Raw genomic sequence first — 24,289 nt, forward strand, 5'->3', positions numbered from 1 at the left:
CTAGCGTTGTGGAACCACACCGACTCCATCCCGAACTCGGAGGTGAAACGCAACTGCGGCGAAGATACTCGGTGGGTGACTGCCTGGGAAAATAGCTCAGTGCCAGGTTGATTTTTAGTTAGATTGAGTATAATAAAGGGTCGCTCTTCAAGAGCGACCCTTTATTATAGGATTGAGCTAATGTTAGTAAATGCTATTTTGGGGCTACCCTCTCTGAATATTAGACCTCTTGCGTGAATAGGTAGAAGGTGGATAGAAGTAGGTTAAGGAGGAACTAGCCATGACCTACGAGCAACTCAAATCCCTCAAGCCCAGTGCCTTTAAGCGCAGATGTGGTGTTCATCAAGACACCTTTGAGCAGATGGTCGAGATTTTGCGTCCGCATCTCGATCGTCGCGGCTTCCGAGGTGGACAGCCAAAACTCGGCGTCGAAGACCAACTGCTGGTTGTGCTGGAGTAGGAGCGAGAATATCGCACTCAGTTTCATATTGCGACCAGTTGGGGAATCAGTGAGTCAGCCGTGTGTCGCCTCCCCCACGAAGGTAGAAACGTTGCTAATGCGCTCTGGCAAGTTCCGCTTACCTGGAAAAAAGCAGCTTTATGCCAACGCTTACACCTGGAATGTGTTGGTGGTCGATGTGACTGAGAGTCCAATCGAACGTCCAAAAAAAAACAGCGAGGCTACTACAGTGGCAAGAAGAAACGGCACACGTTGAAAGCCCAAGTGGTAGTCAACCAAGCCAACGGGCAAATCATCTGCACAGCATTTGGTAAAGGGCGAGTGCATGATTAGCGAAAAGTTCAAGCTCAATCGTATCCCGATGCTGCCAGAGCAACTTTGGAAAGGCTGACGCCGGGGTATCAAGGTATGGCAAAACTGCATCCAAGCAGTTGTACCCCAACCAAAAAGTCACGCAAAGCCAAACTGGACAAGTTTGAGTGTCAGCACAATCGGTTGTTAGCACGGTTGCGAGTAGTAGCAGAACACATCAACCGCTTGCTGAAGGTCTTTCGCATCCTGGCAGAGCGTTACCGGAATCGACGCAGGCGCTTTGGCTTACGATTCAACTTGATTGCTGCCATTATTAACTTTAAGCTTGCCTCCTCTTCCTGATTCATGCAAGAGGTCTATTGTCGCTTCCGAGTCTTGAGGTCATGCATCAGTAGCTTTTGCTGCCACTGCGGTTCAAATTTTTGACAAAAGTCATCTATTTGGCAAAACAAAGCATCTCCCCTAGACAATTAACGGGGGTTGCTGAATATTTCTGTAGATTTTTCAGCTTACTTGCCCTCCCTTGCTTGGACGCTTCTCCATCTATTTCTATCCACAATCACCAACTCCTCTCGGCTTGCAACTTGTCTTTTCAGCCTACTTCAGGATTTCTGAGTCAACCTTCCCTCGGAACAGTGAAGTAGGCACTTGTTGTTCTGATACTTAAAAACTTAACTCAGTGGAACCGTTCATTGTAGAAAGTCGAGTCTTAGAGCATTTACTGACTGCCGTTGACTTCACACTTCATGAATTCCTGTTCGTCCAGCAAGACTCGCTACAATGGTTGCTAATTCAGAAGGTTCCACAGGTTTAGGGATGTGCATTTGAAATCCGGCAGCGATCGCTCGCATCCTATCTTCAGCCCTAGCGTATGCTGTTAGAGCAACAGCAGGAGTTCGTCCCCCCTCTTCCACGTTCAATGCCCGTACTCTACGAATCAATGTGTAGCCATCCTCTCCAGGCATCCCGATATCGCTCAATAGAACATCTGGTTTAAGAATTTTTATTGCTTCAATCGCTGAATCAGCCGATCCAACGGCACACACAGAAGCTCCGCACTGTTCCAATAGCGTGGTGACAAACACGCGCGAATCAACCTCATCGTCTACAACGAGTATTTGTAAGCCATCTAACGAAGGTGGATGGTTAAATGAAACTCCCCGCCCAACCGTTGGGTGTACCCGCTCTCCCTCACTTGTCTCCATACGGACAGGCATCAGAGGAAGCTTTACGATAAATGTCGCTCCCTGCCCCTCACCTTGACTTTCTGCACGAACTGTCCCACCGTGTAGCTCTACCAAGTGGCGTACAATCGCTAGACCAAGACCAAGTCCACTGTATGACCGGGTAATAGAACTATCAGCTTGACGAAAGCGGTCGAAGACATAGGGCACAAAGTCAGAGTTAATGCCAAGCCCTGTATCGATTACTGTTATTTCAACATGGGAGTTAATCCGTTCGAGGCGAACCTGAACTCGCCCTTCTTTAGGTGTGAACTTGATTGCATTGGATAATAGATTCCAAATTATCTGCTGTAAGCGATCTGAGTCACCGGCAACCGGGCCTGCTGCCGGATCGAGTACACTTTGGAGTCGAATAGCCTTAGCATCAGCCGCCGGACGGACGGTATCAACCGCCGCCTCAACAACCAAAGCAAGCTCAATTGGGCGGACATTTAGGCGTAACTTGCCCTGAATGATGCGGGAAACATCCAGCAAATCCTCCACCAGCTGAGCTTGTGCCCTAGCACTGCGTTCAATGGTCTCCATCGCCCGCGCAGTAGTCGCCTCGTCAAATTTGCGGGTATTGAGTAATTGAACCCACCCTAGCATTGCATTGAGGGGCGATCGCAGTTCGTGAGACAGTGTTGCCAAAAACTCGTCCTTCATCCGGTTTGCTGACTCCGCCGCGGTGCGTGCTTCCTGTTCGGCAACGAGTAGTTGGTTGCGTTCGTCTTCAACTTGCTTCCGTTCAGTGAAGTCACGCATGATTTTAGAAAAGCCTCGTAGCTGCCCAGTCTCATCTCGTAAGGGCGTTACGATGCCACTTGCCCAGAAACGGGTGGCGTCCTTACGCAGGTACCAGCGTTCATTTTCAGCACGACCTTCTATTACTGCCGTTTCCAGTTCTTGCTTGTCTGCACCGAGTTCTAGGTCTTCAGGTATATAGATAATTGAGGCAGATAAACCGAGGATTTCGGCTTCCTGATAACCGAAAATGCGCTCTGCTCCAATGCTCCAACGAATAACACGCCCGTCTGGGTCGATGAAGAAAATCGCGTAGTCTTTTACATTTTCTAATAACAAGCGAAACCGTTCTTCGCTGGTTCGCAGCGCTTCTGATGCCCACTTGCGATCTGTGATGTCAGCTACAATATACACAGCACCCGTAAAAACTCCACTCTCGTCGAACACGGGATCTGTGGTTACAGAAAACCATCGTTCACCACACCGTAGCTCCTCGTTCTCGCGACGACGGGTTTCTTGGACACGAGTTAAGGGAGTTACCTCGACGCAGCCCAGGATATCGTGCATTACCTCCTGATAAAAGCAACCCTCGATCTTTCCGAACGGTTTTTTCAGAAGATTCGTCATGGCGCTGTTAGTTCGCAAGATTCTGCCACGGTGATCTAGTAAACAAACACCATCTTTCATGGCATTGAATGTCGTTTGCCACTCTTTCGCCAAAGCCATTGCCGATTCCTCAGCCTCTCGGATGCGGAGCAAAGCTTTCACAGTAGCGAGCAACTCGATTGCCTCCACCGGCTGGGCTAGATAGCCATCTGCACCACTCTCTAACCCTTGTGCCTTGTCTTTACTCTCGACAAAACTAGCAGACAGATGCAGGACAGGAATTGAGGAAGTAGCAGGATTTGCCTTGAGCCGGTGGCAGACCTCAAATCCATTAATATCAGGAAGCTGCACGTCAAGGATAATTAAGTCAGGCGGTTGCTGCGCTACTAATTGTAGACCCGTTTCGCCAGTGGCAGCCTCTTGAACCTTATACCCCTCTTTCCGAAGCATTCGGCTGACGACATAGCGGTTCGTTTCATTGTCGTCTACGTGCAAGATCGTGATAAGGGTGCGGTCAGACATGAGCAGCCTCTCCAGGCTCTAGAACTAGCCCAGCTAAAAGAAGTGCTTCTCGGACAAGAGCGATCGCTTCTTCACGGGATGAGTTTTCTTTTGAGAGAATCGCTACTGTGCTTTCAACAAGTATCGAGCGTTCCTCTGGTTCAAGAAGCTTTGAAGTATTAATAATTACCGGAATATTTTTAGTAGCTGGATCGGCTTTCATCTGTTCCAAAACCTCGAACCCGCTCATATCTGGCATAACTAGGTCGAGAAAAATGCAAGAAGGATTTTCTAGGCGGGCGTGACGGATACCTTCGTCCCCTGAAGTTGCCTCAATTATCTTAAAATTAAAACATTTTTCACGAGTGGTGCGACCCGTAAAATCGGCTAAATATTGCTTTAGTAGATAGTGGGATGCTGGGTCATCGTCAATAATCAAAACTTTTTGTAAATGCTCTTGTTTGACTAAAGTATTAAGTTTTTCAAGAAGCGATAATCGTTCTACTGGTTTCACAAAAAAGGCATCTGCACCTAAAGCACGAGCTTTCTTTTCGTTGTCAATAACAGTGATAACAACGATCGGGATATCTCGTGTCGCAGCGTTTCCTTTCATCTCTGAAAGGAAATCCCAAGTATTTTGCTCCTCAAGCAAAATGTCTAATAGCACAGCTCGTGGCTCAAACATTTGAAATGCTTGTTTTACTTGCTTGAGCGATCGCGCTGGGAAAATTTGATAGCTCGACCCCGCAAAATACTTCTCGTAAATGAACAGTGTTTCTGGGTTATCTTCTACAACTAATACTGGATAGCGAGTCGCATCTAACTGCAAAGGAGCATCGGGTTCAGATACCTCCTCTATATCACCCTCACCCCGGTAAATGAGCGGTATGGTGGCGAAAAACGTGGAACCTACCCCTTGTAAGCTTTTGATGGAGACACTCCCTCCCAGTAACTCGGCTAACTTCCGCGAAAGCGGCAGTCCTAGACCTGTTCCTTTAACCCGCTTTTGAAGGTGAGAATTCACCTGAATAAATTCCTCAAAGATCCGTTCAGTATCCTCAGGCGCAATTCCGATACCTGTATCAGCCACCGAGAAGACGACAGCGTTTTTGTCCAGTTCAGCTCTGATGCGAACTTCACCTCTTTCGGTATATTTCAATGCATTAGAAATAAAATTTCTCAAAATTTGGGCAACCTTCCCCTCATCGGTGCAGAGTGGGGGAAAGCCAACAGGTTCTTCAAAAACAAGAGAAATTGAGGAATTATCGCTAAGAAGTGGGCGCAGCATTCCTCGAAGAGTAGCGAATAGCTCGCTAACTTCAAACGCATTCGGATGAACCACAATTTTTCCTGCCTCGACCTTTGCCAAGTCCAAAAGGTCGTTCACCAACTCCGAGAGTCCTTCAGCCGATTGACGGATAAACGTCACTTGCTGTTCTTGATCGGGTGTCAATTCACCATCCATCCGATCTAGCAGCAGTCGAGAGAGAGACATAATCGAGTTGAGCGGCGTGCGAAACTCATGGCTCATATTAGAGAGGAAGCGAGTTTTGAGTTCATTGGCTCGCTGTAAAGAAACTGCTTTTTCGTCTAACTCGGCATATAATGCCACAACACCCCGATTAGTATCCTCTAGCTCGCGATTGACCTGCGCCAATTCAGCTTGACGCTTTTCGAGTTCTGCTAGAGTGCGAAGCAGTTCTTGGTTTTGTTGCTGAATTTCCTCAAAGGGATTTTGAGACCCTCGCATCGCCAACTCATCAGCAATTTGCGCCAAGCGCTTTGCTGTCAAGATCGGTGCCCGCTTTGGCAAGGTTTTTTCCATCAGCACCTCTGTTCCCTGCCCTGGCGTGGACGCGATATGAAACCGCTCCATCAGCCGCTTGGTGCCAATAATGCCTAAACCCATTCCGGTTTTTGATTTATACTGCCCATCCAGAATGCTCTTCAGATTGGCGATACCCGGCCCTTGGTCACGAATGCATACCACCAAGCTCTGAGGCAATTCGCCTTCCACCCGAAACTCTATTTTTCCCCCACGGGTATATTGGAAGGCGTTGCGGGCAATTTCCGATACAGCAGTGGCAATGCGCGTCTGATCCTGCGAGTCAAACCCCAAAGCTTGAGCAATCTGGCGTGCCTGCTGACGGGTCATCACGACATCTTGCTCAAATCGTATTTCTATCGTAAGAAGATTGGTCATTGGTCAATTGCTAATGGCTAATCGCTTGTTATTTATTGTTCATCAGCCCCTGCTGTACTCCTTTGGCCTTCAGTCTTCTTCGCGAGCAACCAGCACAGTGATGTCATCGCGACCTCGGTAGAAATCCCGGTACAAAACTCCAGCAATTAGGCTGGGATGTCTGGTTATGAGACCAGCATAGCGATCCAATCGCCACTGTGTACTCAACCCATCGGAATGCATCACCAAAAGCCCTCCTTGAGGCCACTGATAGACAAATTCCTGGATTTTACGGACTTCATGCCCCACTGTGCCATTGTGGGAAACCATGCTGTAGCTTCCTGCGGGAGAAAAAACGCTGCCAGCGATATTACCAACTCCAGCAAAACGAACGACAAGAGTTTTAAAGTCTACTTCTGCGATCGCTAAAGCGGCTCCACGAGTACTCCGCAGGGCTACGTGAGCCGCTTCAATAATCTCTGCGGGACTTTTGCGGACATTCTCTCGAAATATCTGAATGGCTTCTAGGGACGCCTGGGCGGCTAGAGGGCCGTGACCCAAACCATCTGCGACTAATAGCAGACTGCGACCGGGCTGTTGGTCGGTTGCCCACCCATCACCCGATACCTCCTCCCCTGCCATCGGGAGGCACACCACGCCAATCTCTAGATTGTTGGTCGATTGGTTTGCCACTTCTGGGCAAGCCCAGAGGTGACTTAATAAAGCTGTACCCACGTTGGGAACAGAATGAATCTCAAAAAAAGCAGAAAGGCGGCTAACTGCCCCCAAACCATTTCCAGGCGTCCCTGCTGTAGAAAAACCGTCGCGCAGACACTCCTGGATATTGCTGATCCCTGGCCCTTTGTCCAAGGCTAGGATTTCTATACCCGTTATCTCGTTTTTGCTTAAAGGCTGTAGCAGCAACAGACCGTCTTTAGCGTGCAGAACCAGGTTATTGGCGATCTCAGTAACGACAATACCAACCTGCCCCCGCTCAGTTTCGTTGAAGCCGAGACGAGTCGCGATCGCGAGGGCTATTCGTCTCGCTTCACCAGCCTGACTAGACTCTAAAATGGGTAAGGCAACGGGAGCATTCATAATTAACTCACTTCCACTTTGTAATAGTGACTTTTGTGCCTTCTCCGACACGGGAAACGATATTGAATTCGTTCACAAGGCGCTTTGACCCACTCAAACCCATCCCCAGGCCGTTTCCGGTTGTGAAGCCATCTTTTAGCGCCAGATCGATATCCGGAATTCCTGGCCCACTGTCTTCAAAAGTTAGCCGCAGACCCCGACGGAGTCCCTCCTCTAGGGCTTCGAGTTGCACCGTCCCGCCGCCGCCATAGTCCAGGGTGTTGCGTGCCAGCTCGCTCGCCGCTGTCACGATTTTAGTCTGGTCTATTAGGCTAAAACCCAGTCCTAGGGCAAACTGACGCACGGCTTGCCGTACTAGCACAACGTCTGCCGAAGACTGGATGCTTATCGTTTCAGACCTCTGCAAGACCATCTATGCTCCCCCTAGGAGAAGCCTCCAACGATTTATGCAGGAGGGACATTCCCTTTTCAACGTTTAAGGCTGTGCGAATGCCGGTTAAGGAGAGTCCTAACTCTACTAAAGTGATGGCGACTGCTGGCTGCATACCTACAACAACCGTTTCAGCATCAAGTACTCGCGACATCTTGGCAATATTTCCCAGTATCCGTCCAATAAAAGAATCAACGATCTCTAGTGCTGAAATATCTATCAGCACACCACGGGCACTTGTTTGGCTAATGCGGTCGGTCAGGTCATCTTGCAAAGCGATCGCTAGGCGATCGTGCATATCGACCTGAATCGTCACTAGCAGGAATTCACCCATTTGTAATATGGGGATACGTTCCATAAAACTCCTTAAGTGCGTGTTTGGGCGCGAGAGATCGTGGCTCCAGTTCGCTTCAGCGCCAAAGCAAATGCGTCGCATAGAGAAGCCTTGGTGATCACATCAGCCAGATCCACGCCCAAGTAGACAATCGTTTGAGCAATCTGGGGCCGAATCCCGCTCAGGATGCAATCAGCGCCCATTAGACGAGCCGCAGTGACTGTCTTAAGTAAGTGCTGAGCGGTGAGAGTATCAACGGTGGGCACTCCCGTAATATCAATGATGGCGACTTCCGAACCCGTCTCTACAATCTTCTGCAAGAGGGACTCCATCATCACTTGGGTGCGGGCGCTATCGAGGGTGCCAATGATGGGTAGGGCTAAAATGCCTTCCCACAGTTTCACGACCGGCGTTGAAAGTTCCATCAGCTCCTCTTGTTGGCGCAGGATCACTTCCTCGCGGGCTTTCTGATAGCTCTCAGTTGTCCAGAGTCCAAGCTTGTCCAACAGAGTCGTAACTGACCAAATCTCTTCCAGAAGGCTTTCGCTATCCTGTGCAAGTTCTAGGCGCAAGCGGCTGAACAAAGGTTGCTTCAAAGAAAAAACAAAAGTTGCGGTTTCTGATGGCGTGAAGCCTTTCTGGCTGCGCGATCGCGAAATCGAGCCAAGCATCTCGCGCACGCTACGCCATTCAGTCGATTTAATGTCGGTGAAGTTACCTTGCTGGACAGATGCCGAGAACAAGTCCAGGAATTCTCTGCATTCTTCACGCAGCTCTATTTCCTTAATTAGGTCTTTGCGGATACCAGCAGTTATTTGCTCTGAGATCCAGTCTGTTAGCAGTTGGGATTGATCGGTTTGGAGAATTTTCGGAATCTTACTTTTGCCGCTCAAGTTCATATTAACGGCCCCTTGTTTTAGCCTGTATTTGGCAAATTATTGTACAAGTCAACTATTTAGGCTTTTCGGCTAACTAGCTCAGTGGAGCCATTGAACAGCTTTCGTTGCGAGAATCTCTAGATGTACTTTTTTATCGTTAAGAAAATCTAGTTGACGAACTAGGCAGTATGAGGTAGTCCCTGAAAGGCTGATTGACCAAGATTAATTATAAGGATAAGGCGGGACAAAATAAGTACGTGTTACCGAAGTTTCACCGTCACGTTCCTACGCTTATGGTTCGCCCTAAAATCTGCAAGCCAGCCTAGAAATCATACCCATCATCTAGGCTAAAGGTTGCTGAGTGCATCCTGTTGCGTTACGTAATCAACTGTAATTGAAGCAAGGCGATCGCGCGAAGGCACCCTATAAACTGCTCTGTGACAGTTACACAAGTTCTAAGCAAGCATCTTCACGTCTTCGCACTCGCTACAAGTCCTCTATTGAGAACTTTTGTGCTAAAGCAGCAGTGAGAGTCAGGAAGTTTTGAGAATCTCGAATTGCTAATTGCAGAGGATGAGTGGGAAAAATATTAGTAACCCACTTGCTTATCCACTACATTTCGCAGCGGTAAACCAGCTTGATAGCGGCTCAAATTCTCCAAAAACAGTTCTAAGGATCGCTGGTAAGTTTGTGGCGAATCTGCCGAACAGTGGGGTGAAATAAAGACGTTAGGCAGCAACCAAAAAGGACTATCTAGCGGTAAGGGTTCTGCGGAAAAAGTGTCTAATGCAGCGCCTGCAATCCAGCCTTCTCGAAGAGCAGTCAGCAATGCAGCTTCATCGACGATTGCACCTCTAGCAATATTAATGAAAAAGGCAGATGAACGCATGGCTTGAAAAACTGCTGCGTCCATCGTGCCTTTCGTCTCCGGTGTCAAAGGTGTGCTAACGACGACATAATCAGCTTCCGGAAGCAGCGATCGCCATTCGGTTGCACTCACGACTTTGTCAAACTCCGGTAGCGGTTCGGGATGGCGACGGCTACCCCAAACTCTCATTCCAAAAGATGACGCACGTTGCGCGATCGCGACGCCAATACTTCCCGCACCAATAATTAGCAAGGTTGCATCCTTCAACTCTTTCAGTTTTATGCCTCTCCCCCAATTACGTTCAGCTTGAAACGCTTGTAGTTGAGGTAAATTCTTCGCATGATAGAGCATAAACATCAGGACAAATTCCGCAATCGGAATTGCATGAACCCCTGCGCCATTCGTGAGCGTAATCTCCCGTTCCAAAAACGTTGGTGTCAGAATGTGATTTACCCCGGCACTAGGGGTGTGTTGCCAACGCAGCGCGGGTGCAGCCGCGAGAACTTTATGCAAAGTAGTTGGTTTTAGCAGAATCCAGTTGAAATAAACTTCAGCATCGCTGGCATCGCCGTCAAGATTGCCCTCACTATCCACACGTACCACCTGTAAATTGGGAGGTAAACGCGGCTCGATATCAGATGCAATTTCGGTAGGGATTATTAGTTTCATATTTGGTCTGATATCGGAACGAATTTGCCATGTATCGCGTGATAGCAGATGGTTTGGTGAATTCTGGACTATGTATGCGGGAAGTGGGGGGAAGTGACGACACTCAAGGGTTTTGGTCTTTAGGCTGTTTTTGATTCAACCGCAGATGGTTTGGTAAGCTTGGGGCAGGAATCGCAAATAGTTTGGTGTAAACTCTCCTCAATATCGGAGGGTTATGTCTTCTGTTGTTGCAGAATTCTGCACGAAATTCGTTCTACTTAGTCTCCAGTAGAGTAGAGTGTGTACGCCAAACCATCTGCGATCGCGATTCAGCAACGCCTAGTTTGAGATGTTAAGCGCTATCTCTAAGAAACTTTGGGCAAAAGTTTCTTAGAATTTCAGGAACTTCCGCGAACATTTGGCAGATTGAATGGACGCACAGGAGGGGCAGCCGCCGCACCATAATTCACTCGGCAACCAATATTTAATATGTTGGCTCCACACTCAAGTGGTACGACTTCGCCGCCTAGCATGGCGCTACAGCTCACATAACCATCATTGTTCGTGTCCTTAATCATGCACTCAATCGGTGTGGCACGCGCATGGCTAGACCAAGACCTCATACCCATCCCTGCAATCATGTGCTGCCAAAAGAAACCGAGAACAAACAAGCCAAAAACAACAGCAATGACTGCCGTAGCGATAATCCCGACTCTGGTTTTCCAATTGCTGAGAATTCCTCCCGGCTTGAGTTGTGGAGAATTCTGTACGGTGGGAGCAGCATTGGTTTTTTCTGGTACTGGTTGAGTTTCAGACATGGTAATGCTTCTTTACTCAGTAAGCCGCCACTTTGAGTGGCTTACCTAAAGTCTACAAAATGGCGCAAAATAGTGGTGCGATGTATAAAATCGAGTGGCAACAGAAAGAATCAAATTCTCTTGAGGATTTCTAGAGAGCGATCGCATTTTAGCGATCGTGTTCTACACTTCAGGAACCCCAAGGGCAAACACAGTACTACTTCGCCATCACTACATTTAAGGGATGCTCCTACTCCAGCCACGACACTAATACACGGACTACATGCACAAGTGTCTGGATTTCCCGGCCCAGTTGGTTGTCAAAGAAATCGACTATGGAATAATCTACTATGCCTCCTAGCCAAGTCCATCATTCAACTCTCCATGAAACAGATTACCTGCGATGGATAGAAACGACTGTAAAAAAATTGCGGAGTCAGGACTATGCAGAGGTGGACTGGGAGAATCTGATTGAGGAAATCGAGGACATGGGGAGGAGTGAACGGAGAAGCTTAGAGAGCAACTTGATTGTAGTCCTCCTTCACTTACTGAAATGGCATTTTTTTCACACGCTGGGTATTTTGGCGAAGTGTCTTCTCTAGGGTTCGACAAGTCAGACATCACTTCTATCTACCAATCCACCATAATCTTCAGAGAAGCGATATTCTCCATGTTCGAGTTCAGTAGCAAATCCAGTTAGCCACGTCCTAAAGCTAGGAAAAATTATACTTCTAATAGGTTCTTGCCACTCTACGATAATAATTTGACCTACTTCACCGCCGGGTTCTGGAGCTAAATCTAGACATTTACATGCGCCATTACTTTCGTAGGTTAGAGGAATCCATTTCGGATGCCACCAACCTTTCCAAACACCTTCTTCTATATCTTCTGGTGAATATTTAAAACCTTCGTTGCCCATCTCATACCAGGATTGCCATACGGTAATCATCGCTTCAAGAGAGAGAAATTCAAGATGTGGGAAAAGGGAGTAAGACTGTTCATCAACCTGACCGTTATGAATGAGATAGGACTCTTTGACATCTTTAGGAAACTTAATACAGAAGAAATTTTCTGTTCGTTGAATTTCTTCCTCAGTGGCTCCTGATTGCAAATTATCCAATACTTTTGGTGCATTTACTCTAAGCCATTTATCTATCTTTTCCCATATAGCTTTCATCTCTTATCTCCTTTAGTTCGTCAGTGCGATCGCATATCGCCGTAGTAGCGCGGCAAGCTTAAAATGTTGGGTTAGGGTAGACCAAGGAAACCCACTAGCTATATTTTTCCTCGTCGCTGGTGTCATTAATGCGCTCGCTATCCTCGCCAATGCTGAATGCGATCGCGCTCAATAAGTTTTGAGAGAATGAGGAGCGATCGCGCTCTCGTTAATCTTTCTTTTTTTTATCTTTTTTGTTTTCCTTTTCCTTTTCTTTTTCCTTGTGCTTTTTCTTTTTGTCTTTAGCTTTACCTTCAGTCTGTTCGGCTGCTCGTAAAATCAAATTTCGAGCCACAGTTTGGGTACCTGTATGCTCGTAGTAATTAGTTGACATATCTAGGAATGCAGCTAGATAATCCAACTTACTATCAGCCGTATTCATAAACTGTTGTAAGTGCCCCAAAACATTTTCTTGTGTTAACCCACGAGATGCAACAAAGTTGCTCATCCAGCCGTTAACTGAGGCAAAACTCTCACCAATGAAGCCTAATTTACCAGTCGTAGTACCGCCAGGAATTGCACTGTTAATACTCTGATAGGTAGTATTTCCTTCTAATTGCGAAGGATTGACCTGGCTAAGAATAGATTGAGCTTTGAGGATGAAGTTGGGGCCAAGCGGAATCAATCCATCAACAGCAACTAGCGCAGCCATTCGCATTATGGATTCGTTGTGATAGTTTCCTAAAGAAGTTCTAAATGCTTCAATGCTGGTAGGAATGCCGTGCAACCGACAAAAGGCAATCAACTCGACAACCAGCTTTAGGGACAAATCAATCGCTTGTACGGTATCCGCTTTGGGAGTAAGCTGGTTTAAAAAATTCAGAAAACTGATTTTCTCGCCTACTTTATTCGCTAGCGCTGCTGCACCAATGGCGCTATCAGCACGGTCAATTGTTTGGTAAAGCCATAAGGTTTGTTGATAACTCTGGGTTGGATCGTTGTACAGCGCGATCGCTCTCTCGCCAATCTCCTCAATCAGACCTTTGTCGGTAACACCTGTCACCGCACGGATAGTATTTTCAAATCCCACCAAGTTTTGCCACTCACCGGGAACGACATAATCGAGCGATCGCAGCATATAAACGGTCATGCTGCTGGTTGGCAGGGTATCCACCAATTTAGAAATAGACTGACTCACGAATTTAGTTCCTTTTTAACTAGATGCCTACCTCTTTTTATCCTAATTTTTAGGACGAAGTACCTTTTACAAAAAATTACAAAATTAAGGTGAACTTGCCAGCGCGATTGCAATACAGCCCATAGATTACGCTAAGCGTTGAAACTAAACTTTTGTTTTATTCAACTGCTGCTGGAGCGCAAATTATTTGTTATTACTACCGTTGGTGAATGAATCCTCGGAGTGAAAACCAAGCAACAGCAGCAAGGGGAAGGACAACACTGATACCAATAGCAGCCCCTTTCAATCGTTGTATCGAGAGTAGATTTAATTTGATGCTATACACTGTCACCACAGTGTTTGTCCATTCTTCTAGTTGATTGGGAGAACTGGTAGGAACCAGAACCATAATCGAAAAAAACAGTGCCAGATAGAAAGCTAAAAGCGCCGCTCCACCACCAACTACCGCCAGAATGACTTTTTTGAGTATCTGAAGAACTTCTTCCATAGCCTAAATACTCGAAATGAATCGGAAATTCGTCACGTTCCCTACGATAGCGAAGATCGCACAAAAGCGATCGCGCTTTCCCAATTAACGGTCTGATGAAGCAGGGAGCGGATAAATAGCTCTTTTATAATCCGAATTTCTTGTTCTTGGAGGTGCTTCGCCAAATGCGCCGCATAGGAGGGTCTATTCGTTACAGAAGTCGTTGCGAACCAGCGGTCAATTAAGGCTGGTGTAATATGCATGGAGGTTTGCGATCGCTCCTCAGTTACTTCAACCACCAATCCCGCCGACTCGAAAGCTTTTCTCAAATCAAACGCATTCCAGTTGACCATTGGATCTGACGTGTGGCTGTAAATTGCCTCTTCCGCTGCCACTAATCGCTGGTATAAGTCGGCATTGGGTTTCGACTTTTCGAGCAAACGATAAAGCCGTTGCGTGTGGCGTGGCACTGTTTCTGCAAGTACCAAAACGCCCGACTGTTGCAGTAATTGGGCTAACCATTTGGCTGCTGCTGCTTTATCCGGTTCGTGGATAAGTGCATTTCGCCCGATGATGCAGTCAAATCGGATATCAGAGGATTGGGCAGCTAAAACCTTTGGCAATTGGGTTAAGGTAGCACTCAATAGGACGGGACGATTGAGTTCTGGAAGCGCTACCACTTGCTCTTGGAGTGCCTTTGCTTCATCAGCAGTGCGAGTACAGGCATAAACGCCACCTTCTGGTACGCGACGCAAAGCTTCAAAGGTGAGTAAACCACTCCCGGCATTCAAGTCCAAAATGACATGGTGACGCTGAAGTTGTGCAAGGGTGAAAATGCGATCGCGTATCCCTGCAAGTTGCTCGCCAATCTGACTCAACGTGCGTTGCAACCAACGGTCAACTGTGCGGTCAGTTGGTCCTGTTGTTAGCACTTCCACGGGTGAGATAAAAACACCCTCTGCCACTGCTTCCAACTGCGCTTCCCGATGACGCGCCACCTGCGTCTTAATTTCTCCTTCAAATCCCTGTGTTGAAGGTTGATAAAACACCTGTCCCTGCAAACTACTCGGTAAATACTGTTGTGCTACCCAGTGGTCGCGGTAGGCGTGAGGATAAAGATAGCCTGCACCATGTCCCAATCCTTTCTTGTCCCGGTTGGCATCTTTCAGGTGATTGGGGACTTCCGCCTCCCGTTCCTTCTCAACCACCGCTAGCGCATCAAAAAATCCCATCGTGCTGTTAGATTTGGGCGCATTGGCGAGATAAAGCGTGGCTTGAGCCAGGTGATAGCGTCCTTCTGGCATTCCCACCCACTCGAAAGCACTCGCGCAGGCATTAACGACGACTAAGGCATTGGGGTCAGCGAGTCCCACATCTTCACTAGCTAGAATTAACATTCGCCGGAAAATGAAGCGGGGGTCTTCCCCGGCATAAACCATCTTTGCTAGCCAGTATAAAGCTGCATCGGGGTCGGAACCGCGCAAACTTTTGATAAAGGCACTAATCGTATCGAAGTGGGCATCTCCTTCCTTGTCATAGAGTACAGCCCTTTGCTGAATCGATTCCTCCGCGACAGATAGCGTAATGCGAATCGTTCCAGTTTCGTCGGGGGGTGTGGTTTCGACGGCTAATTCCAAGGCATTGAGTAAGGAACGGGCATCACCGTTAGCGATATTGACCAAATGTGCGATCGCATCCGGCTCTAAGATTACAGATAGCTGACCATAACCGCGTTCTGAGTCAGCGAGTGCCTGTTCGAGGACGCGGCGTAAGTCAGCTTCATTGAGGGGCTTCAGCTGAAAGATGCGGGAACGGCTGACAAGAGCTTTGTTAACTTCAAAATAGGGATTTTCTGTGGTTGCACCAATGAGAATCACCGTCCCATTTTCCACCCAAGGAAGCAGGGCGTCCTGTTGAGATTTATTGAAGCGATGAACCTCGTCAACAAAAAGAATCGTGCGCTGAGTGTGTTCTTTTTGGCGTTTTTGAGCGGTAGCGATCGCATCCCGAATTTCTTTTACCCCAGAAAGGACGGCATTAATCGCAATGAAGTGAGCGCGGGTGGTATTGGCGATAATCCGAGCCAGAGTTGTTTTCCCCGTACCCGGTGGACCAAAAAAAATCAGGGAAGAAAGCTGGTCAGCTTGAATCGCACGGCGCAACAAACGCCCGGAGCCTAGGATGTGGTCTTGCCCGATAAACTCATCAAGAGTACGTGGGCGCATCCTCGCAGCCAGGGGTGCATCCTTTTCCACTAATTGTTGGCGATGCTGGTCGAACAAGCCTCTCTTCACCCGCTAGGAATTGCCATCTGTCAGTATAGACTAACCCATTAGACCTCCCCAGAAATTAGATTTCGGCTCAAGTCGCAAAAAGGTTTCTGGCTCTTTGAGAGTCGTCACTTTTCGTCGAAACTGTTGCCGAACACTTGCGTAATTTGCATGAGTTTGGCGCTAAAGGAAGGAACGCTAGCCCGATTCTCGTAGGTATCATCCGCATCCGTATTCCCTCTCTCCAAAGCATCTCTCTTAAGACGGATTCTCCTGACGTAGCGACTCAGATTGAATAGAGAAGACCGTGTATGTATACGGATGGCTGTTCATGAAGCGCGACGGCACAGGCAAGTTTGTTAGCAATTGGAACTCAGAGACGAAACAACGGGTTAGCCTATCTCTCACCGATACAGCATGGCGATCGCTCGATCAAGAGGCTCACAGGCGAGGAATTTCTCGCTCTGAAGTCATTGAACGCTTTGCCCGCACTCTTGAAAGCGAACAGTTGTTCCCTGCCCAAGAAACTGAACACAAGGTTGCAACGATTCTTGAAAGCATTACAGATGCTTTTGTCGCCTTCGATCGCGACTGGCGCTACACCTACGTGAATCGGGCGGCGGCTCAAATCCTGCACAAAACGCCAGAAGAGTTACTGGGCAAGGACGTTTGGAATGAGGTTTTTCCTGAGTTGGTCGGTGGCATTGCATATCGGGAACTACATCGGGCAGTGGCACAACAGGTTCCTGTTTCGTGGGAAGAATTTGGGGAACCGATCCAGTGTTGGATAGAGGCGAATGCCTATCCCTCGACCGCAGGGGTAGCCATTTATTTTCGAGATGTTAGCGATCGCAAGCAAGCGGAGGCAGAACGAGAACGCTTGTTGCACGAGCTGGAAATTGAACGCGCCAAATTTGAAGCCGTTTTGCGACAGATGCCTGCGGGAGTCATGATTGCCGATGCGGTATCCGGTAAGTTAGTCCTGGCGAACGAACAAGCTAAGCAGATTGTTGGGTATGGCTACGAACAATCGCTTGAGCTTAACGAATACGATCCCGTCGTTTCATACATTTCACTTCGTTCTAACGGTCAGCCCTATGCCCATGAAGATATGCCCTTAGCGCGATCGCTAAAAACAGGTGAGGTCGTCACCAACGAAGGGATAGAAATTCATCGAGATGATGGTAGCCGCGTTTTCATTAACGTCAACTCAGCACCGATTTTAGATAACCAAGGGCAGATTGTTGCAGCCGTTGTTATCTTCCAAGACGTGAGCGATTACAAACAGGTTGAACAGGCATTCCGAGAAAGCGATGAACGCCTGCAATTAGCACTGACGGCGGCTCAAACGGTTGTCTGGGATATGGATTTGCAGAGCAATCGAGTGGTGTGTTCTGCTAATGCTCTAGACTTTTGGGGTCTTTATGAAGGGACGGGAGAAGAGTTTGTTGCGCTCATTCATCCAGACGATCGACAACAGGTGATCCAAGCGACGGCAGGGGCAATGGCTGGAGAACAGCCCTACACACCGGAGTATCGAGTAATTTGTCCAGACGGCGTTGTGCGCTGGCTCAACAGTCAGGGGCAAGTCTATCGGGATGAGACGGGACGAGGAGTTCGCATGATTGGCGTTTCGGTTGACATCACCCAACGCAAACAAATGGAAGCGGAGCGCGATCGCCTTTTAGATCGAGAACAAACTGCCCGACTCGAAGCAGAAAGCGAACGCCAGCGGTTGCATGAAATCCTGATGCAATTGCCTGCCATGATTGGAATTGTTAAAGGTTCCGATCTTGTGTATGAATTTGCCAATCCAACTTATCTGCAAGTGGCTGGGCGCACTCCAGACATTATCGGTAAATCAATGCGGGACGTTTTCCCGGAGCTAGAGGGGCAAATTTACTTTGAAGCGCTCGATCGTGTTTACCGAACGGGAGAACCGTTCATTGGAAATGAGTCGCCTGCTTACTGGGATCGAAACAGCAATGGTGTGTTGGAAGAAGGATTTTTCAACTGCATCTTTGCGCCTTGGCGGGATGCGGAGGAAACCATTCAGGGCGTGTTGGTTTATAACATGGACGTGACAGCCCAGGTGCGGGCAAGGCAACAGATTGAGTCACTGCTGGCAGAGCTACAGGAAAAAGAACGACAGCAGCAGTTTCTGATTGAACTGAATGATGCGATTCGTGCCATTCAAGACTCGAAGGAAATTATGTGGCGGGTGGTTCGCTCCGCAGGAGAGCACTTCAATGTCACTCGCTGTACCTACGGTGAAATTGATTCCACTCAGGAATACGTCATCGTCGATCGCGACTATTGCAATGGTGTCATCAGCATCGTCGGTAGCCATCATATGGATTCCTTTGGTCGTGAACTCATTGCTGAATTAAAGCAGGGCAAAACTATTGTCGTAGACGATGTCGATCGCGATCCTCGGACAACCGGAGTTGGGGTGGCTGCCTTTGATGCAATTCAAACTAAATCTCTCGTGTGTGTTCCATTGGTGAAAGAAGGGCGATTTGTTGCATTGTTGGTGTTGCACCATGTGGCTCCCCGACGCTGGACGGAGGAAGATGTGGTGCAGATGGAGCGAATTGCTCAAAAAACCTGGCTAGCCGTAGAGCGATCGCGGGCAGAAGAACAATTGCGAGAAAGTGAAGCTCATCTGCAACTCGCGCTCAAGGTCGGACGCATGGGAACGTGGGACTGGGATATGCAGACCGAGGCATTGCTTTGGTCAGAAGGACACTTCACCGTCCTGGGTCTACAACCGAATGAATGCGAACCCAGCCATGAAGTTTGGGAAAGTCGGGTCCATCCCGATGACCTGGCAGAAGCTAAGGCGAAATTTCAGCAAGCGATAGCCCAAAAGAAAGAGTATCACCATGAATATCGCCTACGTTGGTCAGATGGCTCGGTTCACTGGGTGGAAGCGAGAGGAAAGTTTACTTATGATGTTCAGGGAAATCCCAAGCACTCGATTGGTGTCGTCATAAATATCACAGAACGCAAGCAAGCGGAAGAGGCGTTGCGTCAAGCCCTACAAAAGCTCAACTTCCATGTTGAAAACTCTCCTATGGCAGTCGTTGAATGGAATCGAGACTTTCAAGTCATTCGGTGGTCTGCTGGTGCAGAGCGCATTTTGGGCTGGAAAGCCGAAGAAATGCTGGGTAAATCTTTAACAGAGATACCTTTTGTCTTTGAGGAAGACCTGGAAGCAGTTGCTGAAGTCTGCCAACGGCTGGTCTATGGTGAAGAACCCCATATTTTTTCATACAACCGCAATTACACCGAAGATCGCAACATTGTGCATTGCGAGTGGTATAACTCCAGTCTCAGGGACGAATCGGGACGGATGATTTCGGTGTTATCGCTGGTGCTGGATGTGACGGAGCGCAAGCAAGCAGAACAAGAACGAGAACAACTGTTAGAACGCGAGCGCCTTGCACGCTCTGAAGCAGAAGCCGCACAGCGCCAACTGGAAACCATTTTTGAAACATCACCCATTGGACTTGCTCTGTTAGATGAAAAGCAGCGATTTATTGCCATCAACGAAGCATTAGCAGAAATTAATGGATTAACTCGCGAGCAACACTTAGGCTACTCAATTCCCGATCTTTTTGGTCAATTCGATCCCCAATTAGTTGAAGTCTTTCATCAGATATACACCACAGGGAATCCCTTCATTTCACCGAACTTTGCGGTGAATGTTCCCGGACGCGGCGATCGCCGTCCCGGTTACTATAACGTTTACTATCTTCCGACTGTTAACTCAAATGGTCAGGTCGAAGGCGTTCTAGTCTATGTGGTAGATGTGACTGAGCGCGTCAGATTAGAGCATGCCCAACGCTTTCTCTCTGAGGCGAGTGCGGTGCTGGCATCCTCACTGGATTATCAAACGACTCTAGAGCGCGTCGCACAGCTTACGGTGCCGGAATTAGCCGACTGGTGTACGGTTCACATGATAGAAGAGAACGGTGCGATCGCGCAGATTGCGGTTGCTCACATCGACCCTGCCAAGCTGGAATGGGCATATCAGATTAGAGACAAGTATCCGATAAACCCAGATGACCCTCGCGGTGCTGCATTGACATTGCGGACTGGACAACCGGATATAGTGCCCGATATTCCCGATGAACTGTTGGTGCAGGCAGCGCGTGATGCAGAGCATTTAGAGATTCTACGGCAAGTGGGATTCAGATCTGTAATGACCGTGCCACTACGAACTCAGGCACGAATTCTAGGGGTTATCTCCTTTATCGCCGCCGAATCTGAACGACAGTATACCCCGGCAGATTTGCAACTAGCAGAGGAATTGGCTCGTCGTGCTTCCTTGGCGATTGACAATGCTCAGTTGTACCGGGCGGCTCAAAGCGATCGCGCAAAAGCAGAAACCGCTAACCGGATTAAAGACGAATTTTTAGCGGTGTTGTCCCACGAGTTGCGATCGCCCCTCAATCCGATTCTGGGCTGGACAAAATTGCTCCGAACTGGGCGACTCGATGCCACAAAAACGCAGCAAGCCCTGGAAACGATCGAACGCAACGCCAAGCTGCAAGCGCAATTAATTGAGGACTTGTTGGATGTTTCCCGCATTCTGCAAGGAAAAATGACGTTAAACGTCGCTCCCGTAAATCTAGCAGGAACGATTGAAGCCGCCCTAGAAACGGTACGACTAGCAGCCGAAGCCAAACACATTCAAATCCAAACTATATTTAATCCCGTTTCAGGAACGGTTTTAGGCGATACGAATCGCCTGCAACAAGTAGTCTGGAACCTCCTTTCCAATGCCGTGAAGTTCACCCCAAGCGGAGGACGAATCGAAGTGCGACTAGAGCAAGTTGGCACGTATGCTCAGATTCAAGTCAAAGATACTGGAAAAGGCATCAGTCGAGACTTCTTACCCTATGTGTTTGACTACTTCCGTCAAGAAGATGGGACAACGACCCGACAATTCGGCGGATTGGGATTGGGACTGGCGATCGTCCGTCATTTTACCGAACTGCATGGAGGAACCGTTCAAGCAGACAGCTTAGGACAAAACTTAGGGGCTACATTTACCATCCGGCTCCCGTTAAACCTCGTTGAGCCGGAACCCTCTTCCGATCGTAGGCATTCAGAAAGTGCGACAGACTTAGCAGGTGTTCGGGTCTTGGTTGTGGACGACGATGCAGATATGCGGGAGTTGGCAGCATTCACCCTGACGCAATCTGGTGCAGAAGTTACGACAGCCGCTTCGGGTGTACAGGCATTGACCCACCTGAATCAATCTGTCCCCGATCTGTTGTTATGTGACATTGGGATGCCAGAGATGGATGGTTATGCGCTGATTCGGCAAATTAGAAAGTGGTCGCCCCAACAGGGAGGCACGATTCCTGCGATCGCACTTACTGCCTATGCTGGAGAAATCAATCAGCAGCAAGCCTTAGCTGCCGGATTTGGGATGCACATCTCGAAGCCTGTCGAACCGGAAGAATTGGTGCAAGCGATCGCCCGTTTGCTAAGACGCTGAATGATTTGAGGACTAGCCTAATGCTGCTTGGCATTGATTTAGGAACAGGCTCTGCTAAGGCATTGCTCCTAGCGACAGACGGAACCACTATAGGTGAGGCGTCAAGCTCTTATCCTGTTCATGCACCCCACCCTGGATGGGCTGAGTCGGAACCAGAAGATTGGTGGTTAGCTGTTGCCTCGGCTGTGAGGAAGGCTGTAGGAAATCATGCCGATCGAGTACAGGCGATCGCACTTTCAGGGCAAATGCACGGCGTTGTCCTAGCTTCGGAGTCCGGTCAGCCCCTGCGTCCTGCTATCCTTTGGGCAGATACTCGCTCTAGTGCCACGCTTAACGCTTATCATTCGCTCGATGCCGCTATTTTAGAGCGCTTGGGCAACCCAATTACAGCAGGAATGGCGGGTTCAACTTTGCTGTGGCTACGAGAACACGAGGCTACTGTCTACACCCAAGCGCGTTGGGCACTTCAGCCAAAAGATTGGCTACGGTTACGGATGACTGGAGAAGTTGCCACCGAACCCTCTGACGCTAGTGGTACTTTGCTTTACGATGTTGTGTCGGACAACTGGGCAAGGGAAGCAATCTCAGCCCTGAATCTACGTTGTGATTGGTTACCAAAAATTATCCCCTCAAGTGAGATCGCAGGTTACCTAACAACTGTTGCTTCAGAGCATCTTGGCTTAAGAGTTGGCTTACCCGTTATCGCTGGTGCTGCGGATACGGCAGCGGCAGCGCTTGGTAATGGATTACTAGAGCCTGGTTTGGTTCAACTAACCATTGGCACAGGCGCTCAAATCATTACACCTCGCTCCCAACCCATTATCGATCCTCATGGTCATACACATCTCTATCGAGCCGCCGTACCTAACCAGTGGTACAGCCTTGCAGCAATGCAAAATGCCGGGTTAGCGCTTGAGTGGGTGCGAGGTATCCTCGGCTTGACTTGGCAGCAAGTCTATACTCAAGCCTTTACTGTTCCCCCAGGATGTGAAGGATTGACATTTTTGCCATACCTTACAGGTGAGCGAACTCCACACCTTGACCCCTATGTACGCGGGGCATGGGTGGGGCTTGGACTTCATCACACACAGGCGCACCTGATGCGGGCAGCTTTAGAGGGAGTTGCTTTTGCCTTGCGACAAGGTTTTGAGGCACTTGAGGCAACAGGTTTTAAAGCGACAGAACTGCGTTTAGCAGGCGGTGGAACGGCAGAAATGTCTTGGAAACAATTACTGACTGATGTATTAAGAATACCTCTCTATGCAACTACAGTTGCTGCTGCTTCCGCGCGGGGTGCTGCTCTACTGGCGGGTATCGGAATTGGCGTATACGCCGATGCTAATGACACGCTCAAACTGGCAGCTACACCAACGCTTACTGTAACTCCCCAAGCAGTTAATTCAGCCTTAGAAGAGGCTTGGATGCGATATCAATCCCTTTATCCACGACTTAAAAAAATTTGAGAAAAGTAATGCCTCAAGAAGGTTAATTTAAAATTGGTATAAACTGAAATCTGTCTCTTCAGGTAGCGCCTGACTTCATCCTGAAACCCCTAGAAAAGATGCTGGGGCGACTGCCCAGAAATTGGCTTCTGTCAATGCATAAGTCCTACCATCGGGCAATTTTATGGAACTATACTCTGTAGCTGTTGATACTAACGAAGCCAGCAAATAATGACCAATCGAAACTACGCCAACCGAAACTTGCAAAATTGCTCTTTCAAAGGGCAGGACTTGGCTGGCGCAGACTTCAGTGGCTCTGACTTGCGGGGGTGCAATTTCACTGGGGCGACCCTAATTGGGGCAACGTTTGAGAGGGCCAAAACGGGTCAGAGCCGCCGCCAGGTAAATATTCTAGTTGCTGCCGCTATCGTTGGTCCAGTTGTTTTAGTCGCCTTCAGCGCGATCGCTGCCCAAGTGTCAATGGTATTGTTGGGCGATCGCTCCAATAAGGGACTCAACTTCTTTTTCAGTGCGCTTCCGATATTAGCTCTCGTGTTTGGAAGCTTCATCCGGGATAAGATTGCTTTCCGCTTTCCACAAATCACGAGTTTCTTGAACATTGCAGCCATTGCTGTACTGTTGGCGGTAATGGTGACGCTCACCCTTGGGCTTGTGATTGTTAGCATCCTTGGCTTCGTTGATGGAGCAATCGTTCAAGGATTGTTCCTCCTACTGCTGATGTTCGTTTCCGCGTTCTTGACCTTCCGTATTCTCAAATGGCTAATTCAAGCGATTCAAAGCAATCCCGGAACGTCTTTTAGGAAAGCGAACTTAACCGATGCCAACTTCAGTCATTCCGCGATGCAAAATACAGATTTTTCCTTTGCTGTGTTAACGGGAGCTTGTATCTTTGATTGGGCGATTAAACGCCACACTCAATTTACGAATGTTTATTGTGAATACCTTTATTTGGAACCAGCGCATCAGAATCGGCAACCTGCTGAGGGCAGTTTCCAACCGGATGAGTTGGAACGTGTACTAACTCAATTCATGGACTGAATTTTATTGAAGAATAAATTTTAACTTTTCAATAGCCGCAGGCAAGTAGTATTACAGCTTATAACAATCTTAAATAATCCGTAAACTTCAATAAAGACAAAATAT

Annotated in this window: 15 protein-coding genes, 1 rRNA gene and 2 pseudogenes; 6 read left to right on the forward strand and 12 right to left on the reverse strand. The window is 48.3% G+C overall.

The window, feature by feature from the left end:
* Positions 1 to 108 (forward strand): 5S ribosomal RNA (rrf, locus tag NC994_RS22610); the annotation flags it as partial.
* A 172-nt stretch (positions 109 to 280) separates the two neighbouring features.
* A pseudogene (locus NC994_RS22615) lies at positions 281 to 1,114 on the forward strand (IS5 family transposase).
* Between the two features lie 395 nt (positions 1,115 to 1,509).
* On the opposite strand, the gene NC994_RS22620 reads toward NC994_RS22615, so the two are convergent.
* The 8 genes from NC994_RS22620 to NC994_RS22655 all read right to left on the reverse strand — a co-directional run bounded on the left by NC994_RS22620 (position 1,510) and on the right by NC994_RS22655 (position 11,102).
* Positions 1,510 to 3,867 (reverse strand): response regulator, encoded by a 2,358-nt coding sequence (locus NC994_RS22620; RefSeq protein WP_190434641.1) that lies wholly within the window; start codon positions 3,865 to 3,867, stop codon positions 1,510 to 1,512.
* Positions 3,860 to 6,049, reverse strand: a complete 2,190-nt coding sequence (locus NC994_RS22625; protein WP_190434644.1) for an ATP-binding protein — start codon at positions 6,047 to 6,049, stop codon at positions 3,860 to 3,862. The genes NC994_RS22620 and NC994_RS22625 overlap by 8 nt, the downstream gene beginning before the upstream one ends.
* Before the next feature lie 69 nt (positions 6,050 to 6,118).
* Positions 6,119 to 7,126 (reverse strand): ATP-binding SpoIIE family protein phosphatase, encoded by a 1,008-nt coding sequence (locus NC994_RS22630; protein ID WP_190415967.1) that lies wholly within the window; start codon positions 7,124 to 7,126, stop codon positions 6,119 to 6,121.
* 7 nt (positions 7,127 to 7,133) lie between these two features.
* Positions 7,134 to 7,538 (reverse strand): anti-sigma regulatory factor, encoded by a 405-nt coding sequence (locus tag NC994_RS22635; protein ID WP_190415968.1) that lies wholly within the window; start codon positions 7,536 to 7,538, stop codon positions 7,134 to 7,136.
* On the reverse strand, positions 7,519 to 7,914 hold the full coding sequence (locus tag NC994_RS22640) for an STAS domain-containing protein (RefSeq protein WP_190415969.1): 396 nt from the start codon (positions 7,912 to 7,914) through the stop codon (positions 7,519 to 7,521). Before NC994_RS22640 ends, NC994_RS22635 begins: the two co-directional genes overlap by 20 nt.
* A gap of 8 nt (positions 7,915 to 7,922) precedes the next feature.
* Complete coding sequence (locus NC994_RS22645) at positions 7,923 to 8,789, reverse strand: STAS domain-containing protein (RefSeq protein WP_190434646.1); 867 nt, start codon at positions 8,787 to 8,789, stop codon at positions 7,923 to 7,925.
* A gap of 568 nt (positions 8,790 to 9,357) precedes the next feature.
* A complete protein-coding gene (locus tag NC994_RS22650; protein ID WP_190434649.1) occupies positions 9,358 to 10,305 on the reverse strand; it encodes a D-2-hydroxyacid dehydrogenase in 948 nt (315 codons plus the stop codon).
* Positions 10,306 to 10,682: 377 nt separating this feature from the next.
* Positions 10,683 to 11,102, reverse strand: a complete 420-nt coding sequence (locus tag NC994_RS22655; RefSeq protein WP_190415972.1) for a hypothetical protein — start codon at positions 11,100 to 11,102, stop codon at positions 10,683 to 10,685.
* Between the two features lie 329 nt (positions 11,103 to 11,431).
* Between NC994_RS22655 and NC994_RS22660 the strand changes: the two are divergent.
* Positions 11,432 to 11,638: pseudogene (locus NC994_RS22660) on the forward strand (DUF29 domain-containing protein); the annotation flags it as partial.
* Positions 11,639 to 11,694: 56 nt separating this feature from the next.
* Here the strand turns inward: NC994_RS22660 and NC994_RS22665 are convergent.
* The 4 genes from NC994_RS22665 to NC994_RS22680 all read right to left on the reverse strand — a co-directional run bounded on the left by NC994_RS22665 (position 11,695) and on the right by NC994_RS22680 (position 16,183).
* A complete protein-coding gene (locus NC994_RS22665) occupies positions 11,695 to 12,258 on the reverse strand; it encodes an SMI1/KNR4 family protein (RefSeq protein ID WP_190434651.1) in 564 nt (187 codons plus the stop codon).
* Between the two features lie 208 nt (positions 12,259 to 12,466).
* Positions 12,467 to 13,435, reverse strand: a complete 969-nt coding sequence (locus NC994_RS22670) for a hypothetical protein (protein WP_190434655.1) — start codon at positions 13,433 to 13,435, stop codon at positions 12,467 to 12,469.
* A 196-nt stretch (positions 13,436 to 13,631) separates the two neighbouring features.
* On the reverse strand, positions 13,632 to 13,922 hold the full coding sequence (locus NC994_RS22675; RefSeq protein ID WP_190434657.1) for a hypothetical protein: 291 nt from the start codon (positions 13,920 to 13,922) through the stop codon (positions 13,632 to 13,634).
* 41 nt (positions 13,923 to 13,963) lie between these two features.
* Positions 13,964 to 16,183 carry an AAA family ATPase gene (locus NC994_RS22680; RefSeq protein WP_190434726.1) on the reverse strand — a complete coding sequence of 740 codons (2,220 nt, stop codon included), beginning with the start codon at positions 16,181 to 16,183 and terminating at the stop codon, positions 13,964 to 13,966.
* A 319-nt stretch (positions 16,184 to 16,502) separates the two neighbouring features.
* Between NC994_RS22680 and NC994_RS22685 the strand changes: the two genes are divergently transcribed.
* From NC994_RS22685 to NC994_RS22695, 3 genes are all read left to right on the forward strand, one after another.
* Positions 16,503 to 21,683, forward strand: coding sequence for a PAS domain S-box protein (locus NC994_RS22685; protein ID WP_190434729.1), 5,181 nt, complete (start codon positions 16,503 to 16,505; stop codon positions 21,681 to 21,683).
* Positions 21,684 to 21,703: 20 nt separating this feature from the next.
* A complete protein-coding gene (gene xylB / locus NC994_RS22690) occupies positions 21,704 to 23,146 on the forward strand; it encodes a xylulokinase (RefSeq protein ID WP_190434659.1) in 1,443 nt (480 codons plus the stop codon).
* 210 nt (positions 23,147 to 23,356) lie between these two features.
* Positions 23,357 to 24,184, forward strand: coding sequence for a pentapeptide repeat-containing protein (locus NC994_RS22695; RefSeq protein ID WP_190434662.1), 828 nt, complete (start codon positions 23,357 to 23,359; stop codon positions 24,182 to 24,184).
* The last annotated feature ends 105 nt before the right edge of the window (positions 24,185 to 24,289 follow it).

The sequence above is a fragment of the Trichocoleus sp. AS-A1 genome, assembly GCF_039962015.1.
Classification (GTDB): domain Bacteria; phylum Cyanobacteriota; class Cyanobacteriia; order Cyanobacteriales; family FACHB-T130; genus FACHB-T130.

Bases quoted from the DNA above. Each gene is read 5' to 3' on its own strand.
- NC994_RS22645 (WP_190434646.1), bottom strand. From the start codon at position 8,789: ATGAACTTGAGCGGCAAAAGTAAGATTCCGAAAATTCTCCAAACCGAT.
- xylB (WP_190434659.1), top strand. From the start codon at position 21,704: ATGCTGCTTGGCATTGATTTAGGAACAGGCTCTGCTAAGGCATTGCTC.
- NC994_RS22665 (WP_190434651.1), bottom strand. From the start codon at position 12,258: ATGAAAGCTATATGGGAAAAGATAGATAAATGGCTTAGAGTAAATGCA.
- NC994_RS22655 (WP_190415972.1), bottom strand. From the start codon at position 11,102: ATGTCTGAAACTCAACCAGTACCAGAAAAAACCAATGCTGCTCCCACC.
- NC994_RS22630 (WP_190415967.1), bottom strand. From the start codon at position 7,126: ATGAATGCTCCCGTTGCCTTACCCATTTTAGAGTCTAGTCAGGCTGGT.
- NC994_RS22620 (WP_190434641.1), bottom strand. From the start codon at position 3,867: ATGTCTGACCGCACCCTTATCACGATCTTGCACGTAGACGACAATGAA.
- NC994_RS22640 (WP_190415969.1), bottom strand. From the start codon at position 7,914: ATGGAACGTATCCCCATATTACAAATGGGTGAATTCCTGCTAGTGACG.
- NC994_RS22625 (WP_190434644.1), bottom strand. From the start codon at position 6,049: ATGACCAATCTTCTTACGATAGAAATACGATTTGAGCAAGATGTCGTG.
- NC994_RS22650 (WP_190434649.1), bottom strand. From the start codon at position 10,305: ATGAAACTAATAATCCCTACCGAAATTGCATCTGATATCGAGCCGCGT.
- NC994_RS22695 (WP_190434662.1), top strand. From the start codon at position 23,357: ATGACCAATCGAAACTACGCCAACCGAAACTTGCAAAATTGCTCTTTC.
- NC994_RS22685 (WP_190434729.1), top strand. From the start codon at position 16,503: ATGAAGCGCGACGGCACAGGCAAGTTTGTTAGCAATTGGAACTCAGAG.
- NC994_RS22635 (WP_190415968.1), bottom strand. From the start codon at position 7,538: ATGGTCTTGCAGAGGTCTGAAACGATAAGCATCCAGTCTTCGGCAGAC.
- NC994_RS22675 (WP_190434657.1), bottom strand. From the start codon at position 13,922: ATGGAAGAAGTTCTTCAGATACTCAAAAAAGTCATTCTGGCGGTAGTT.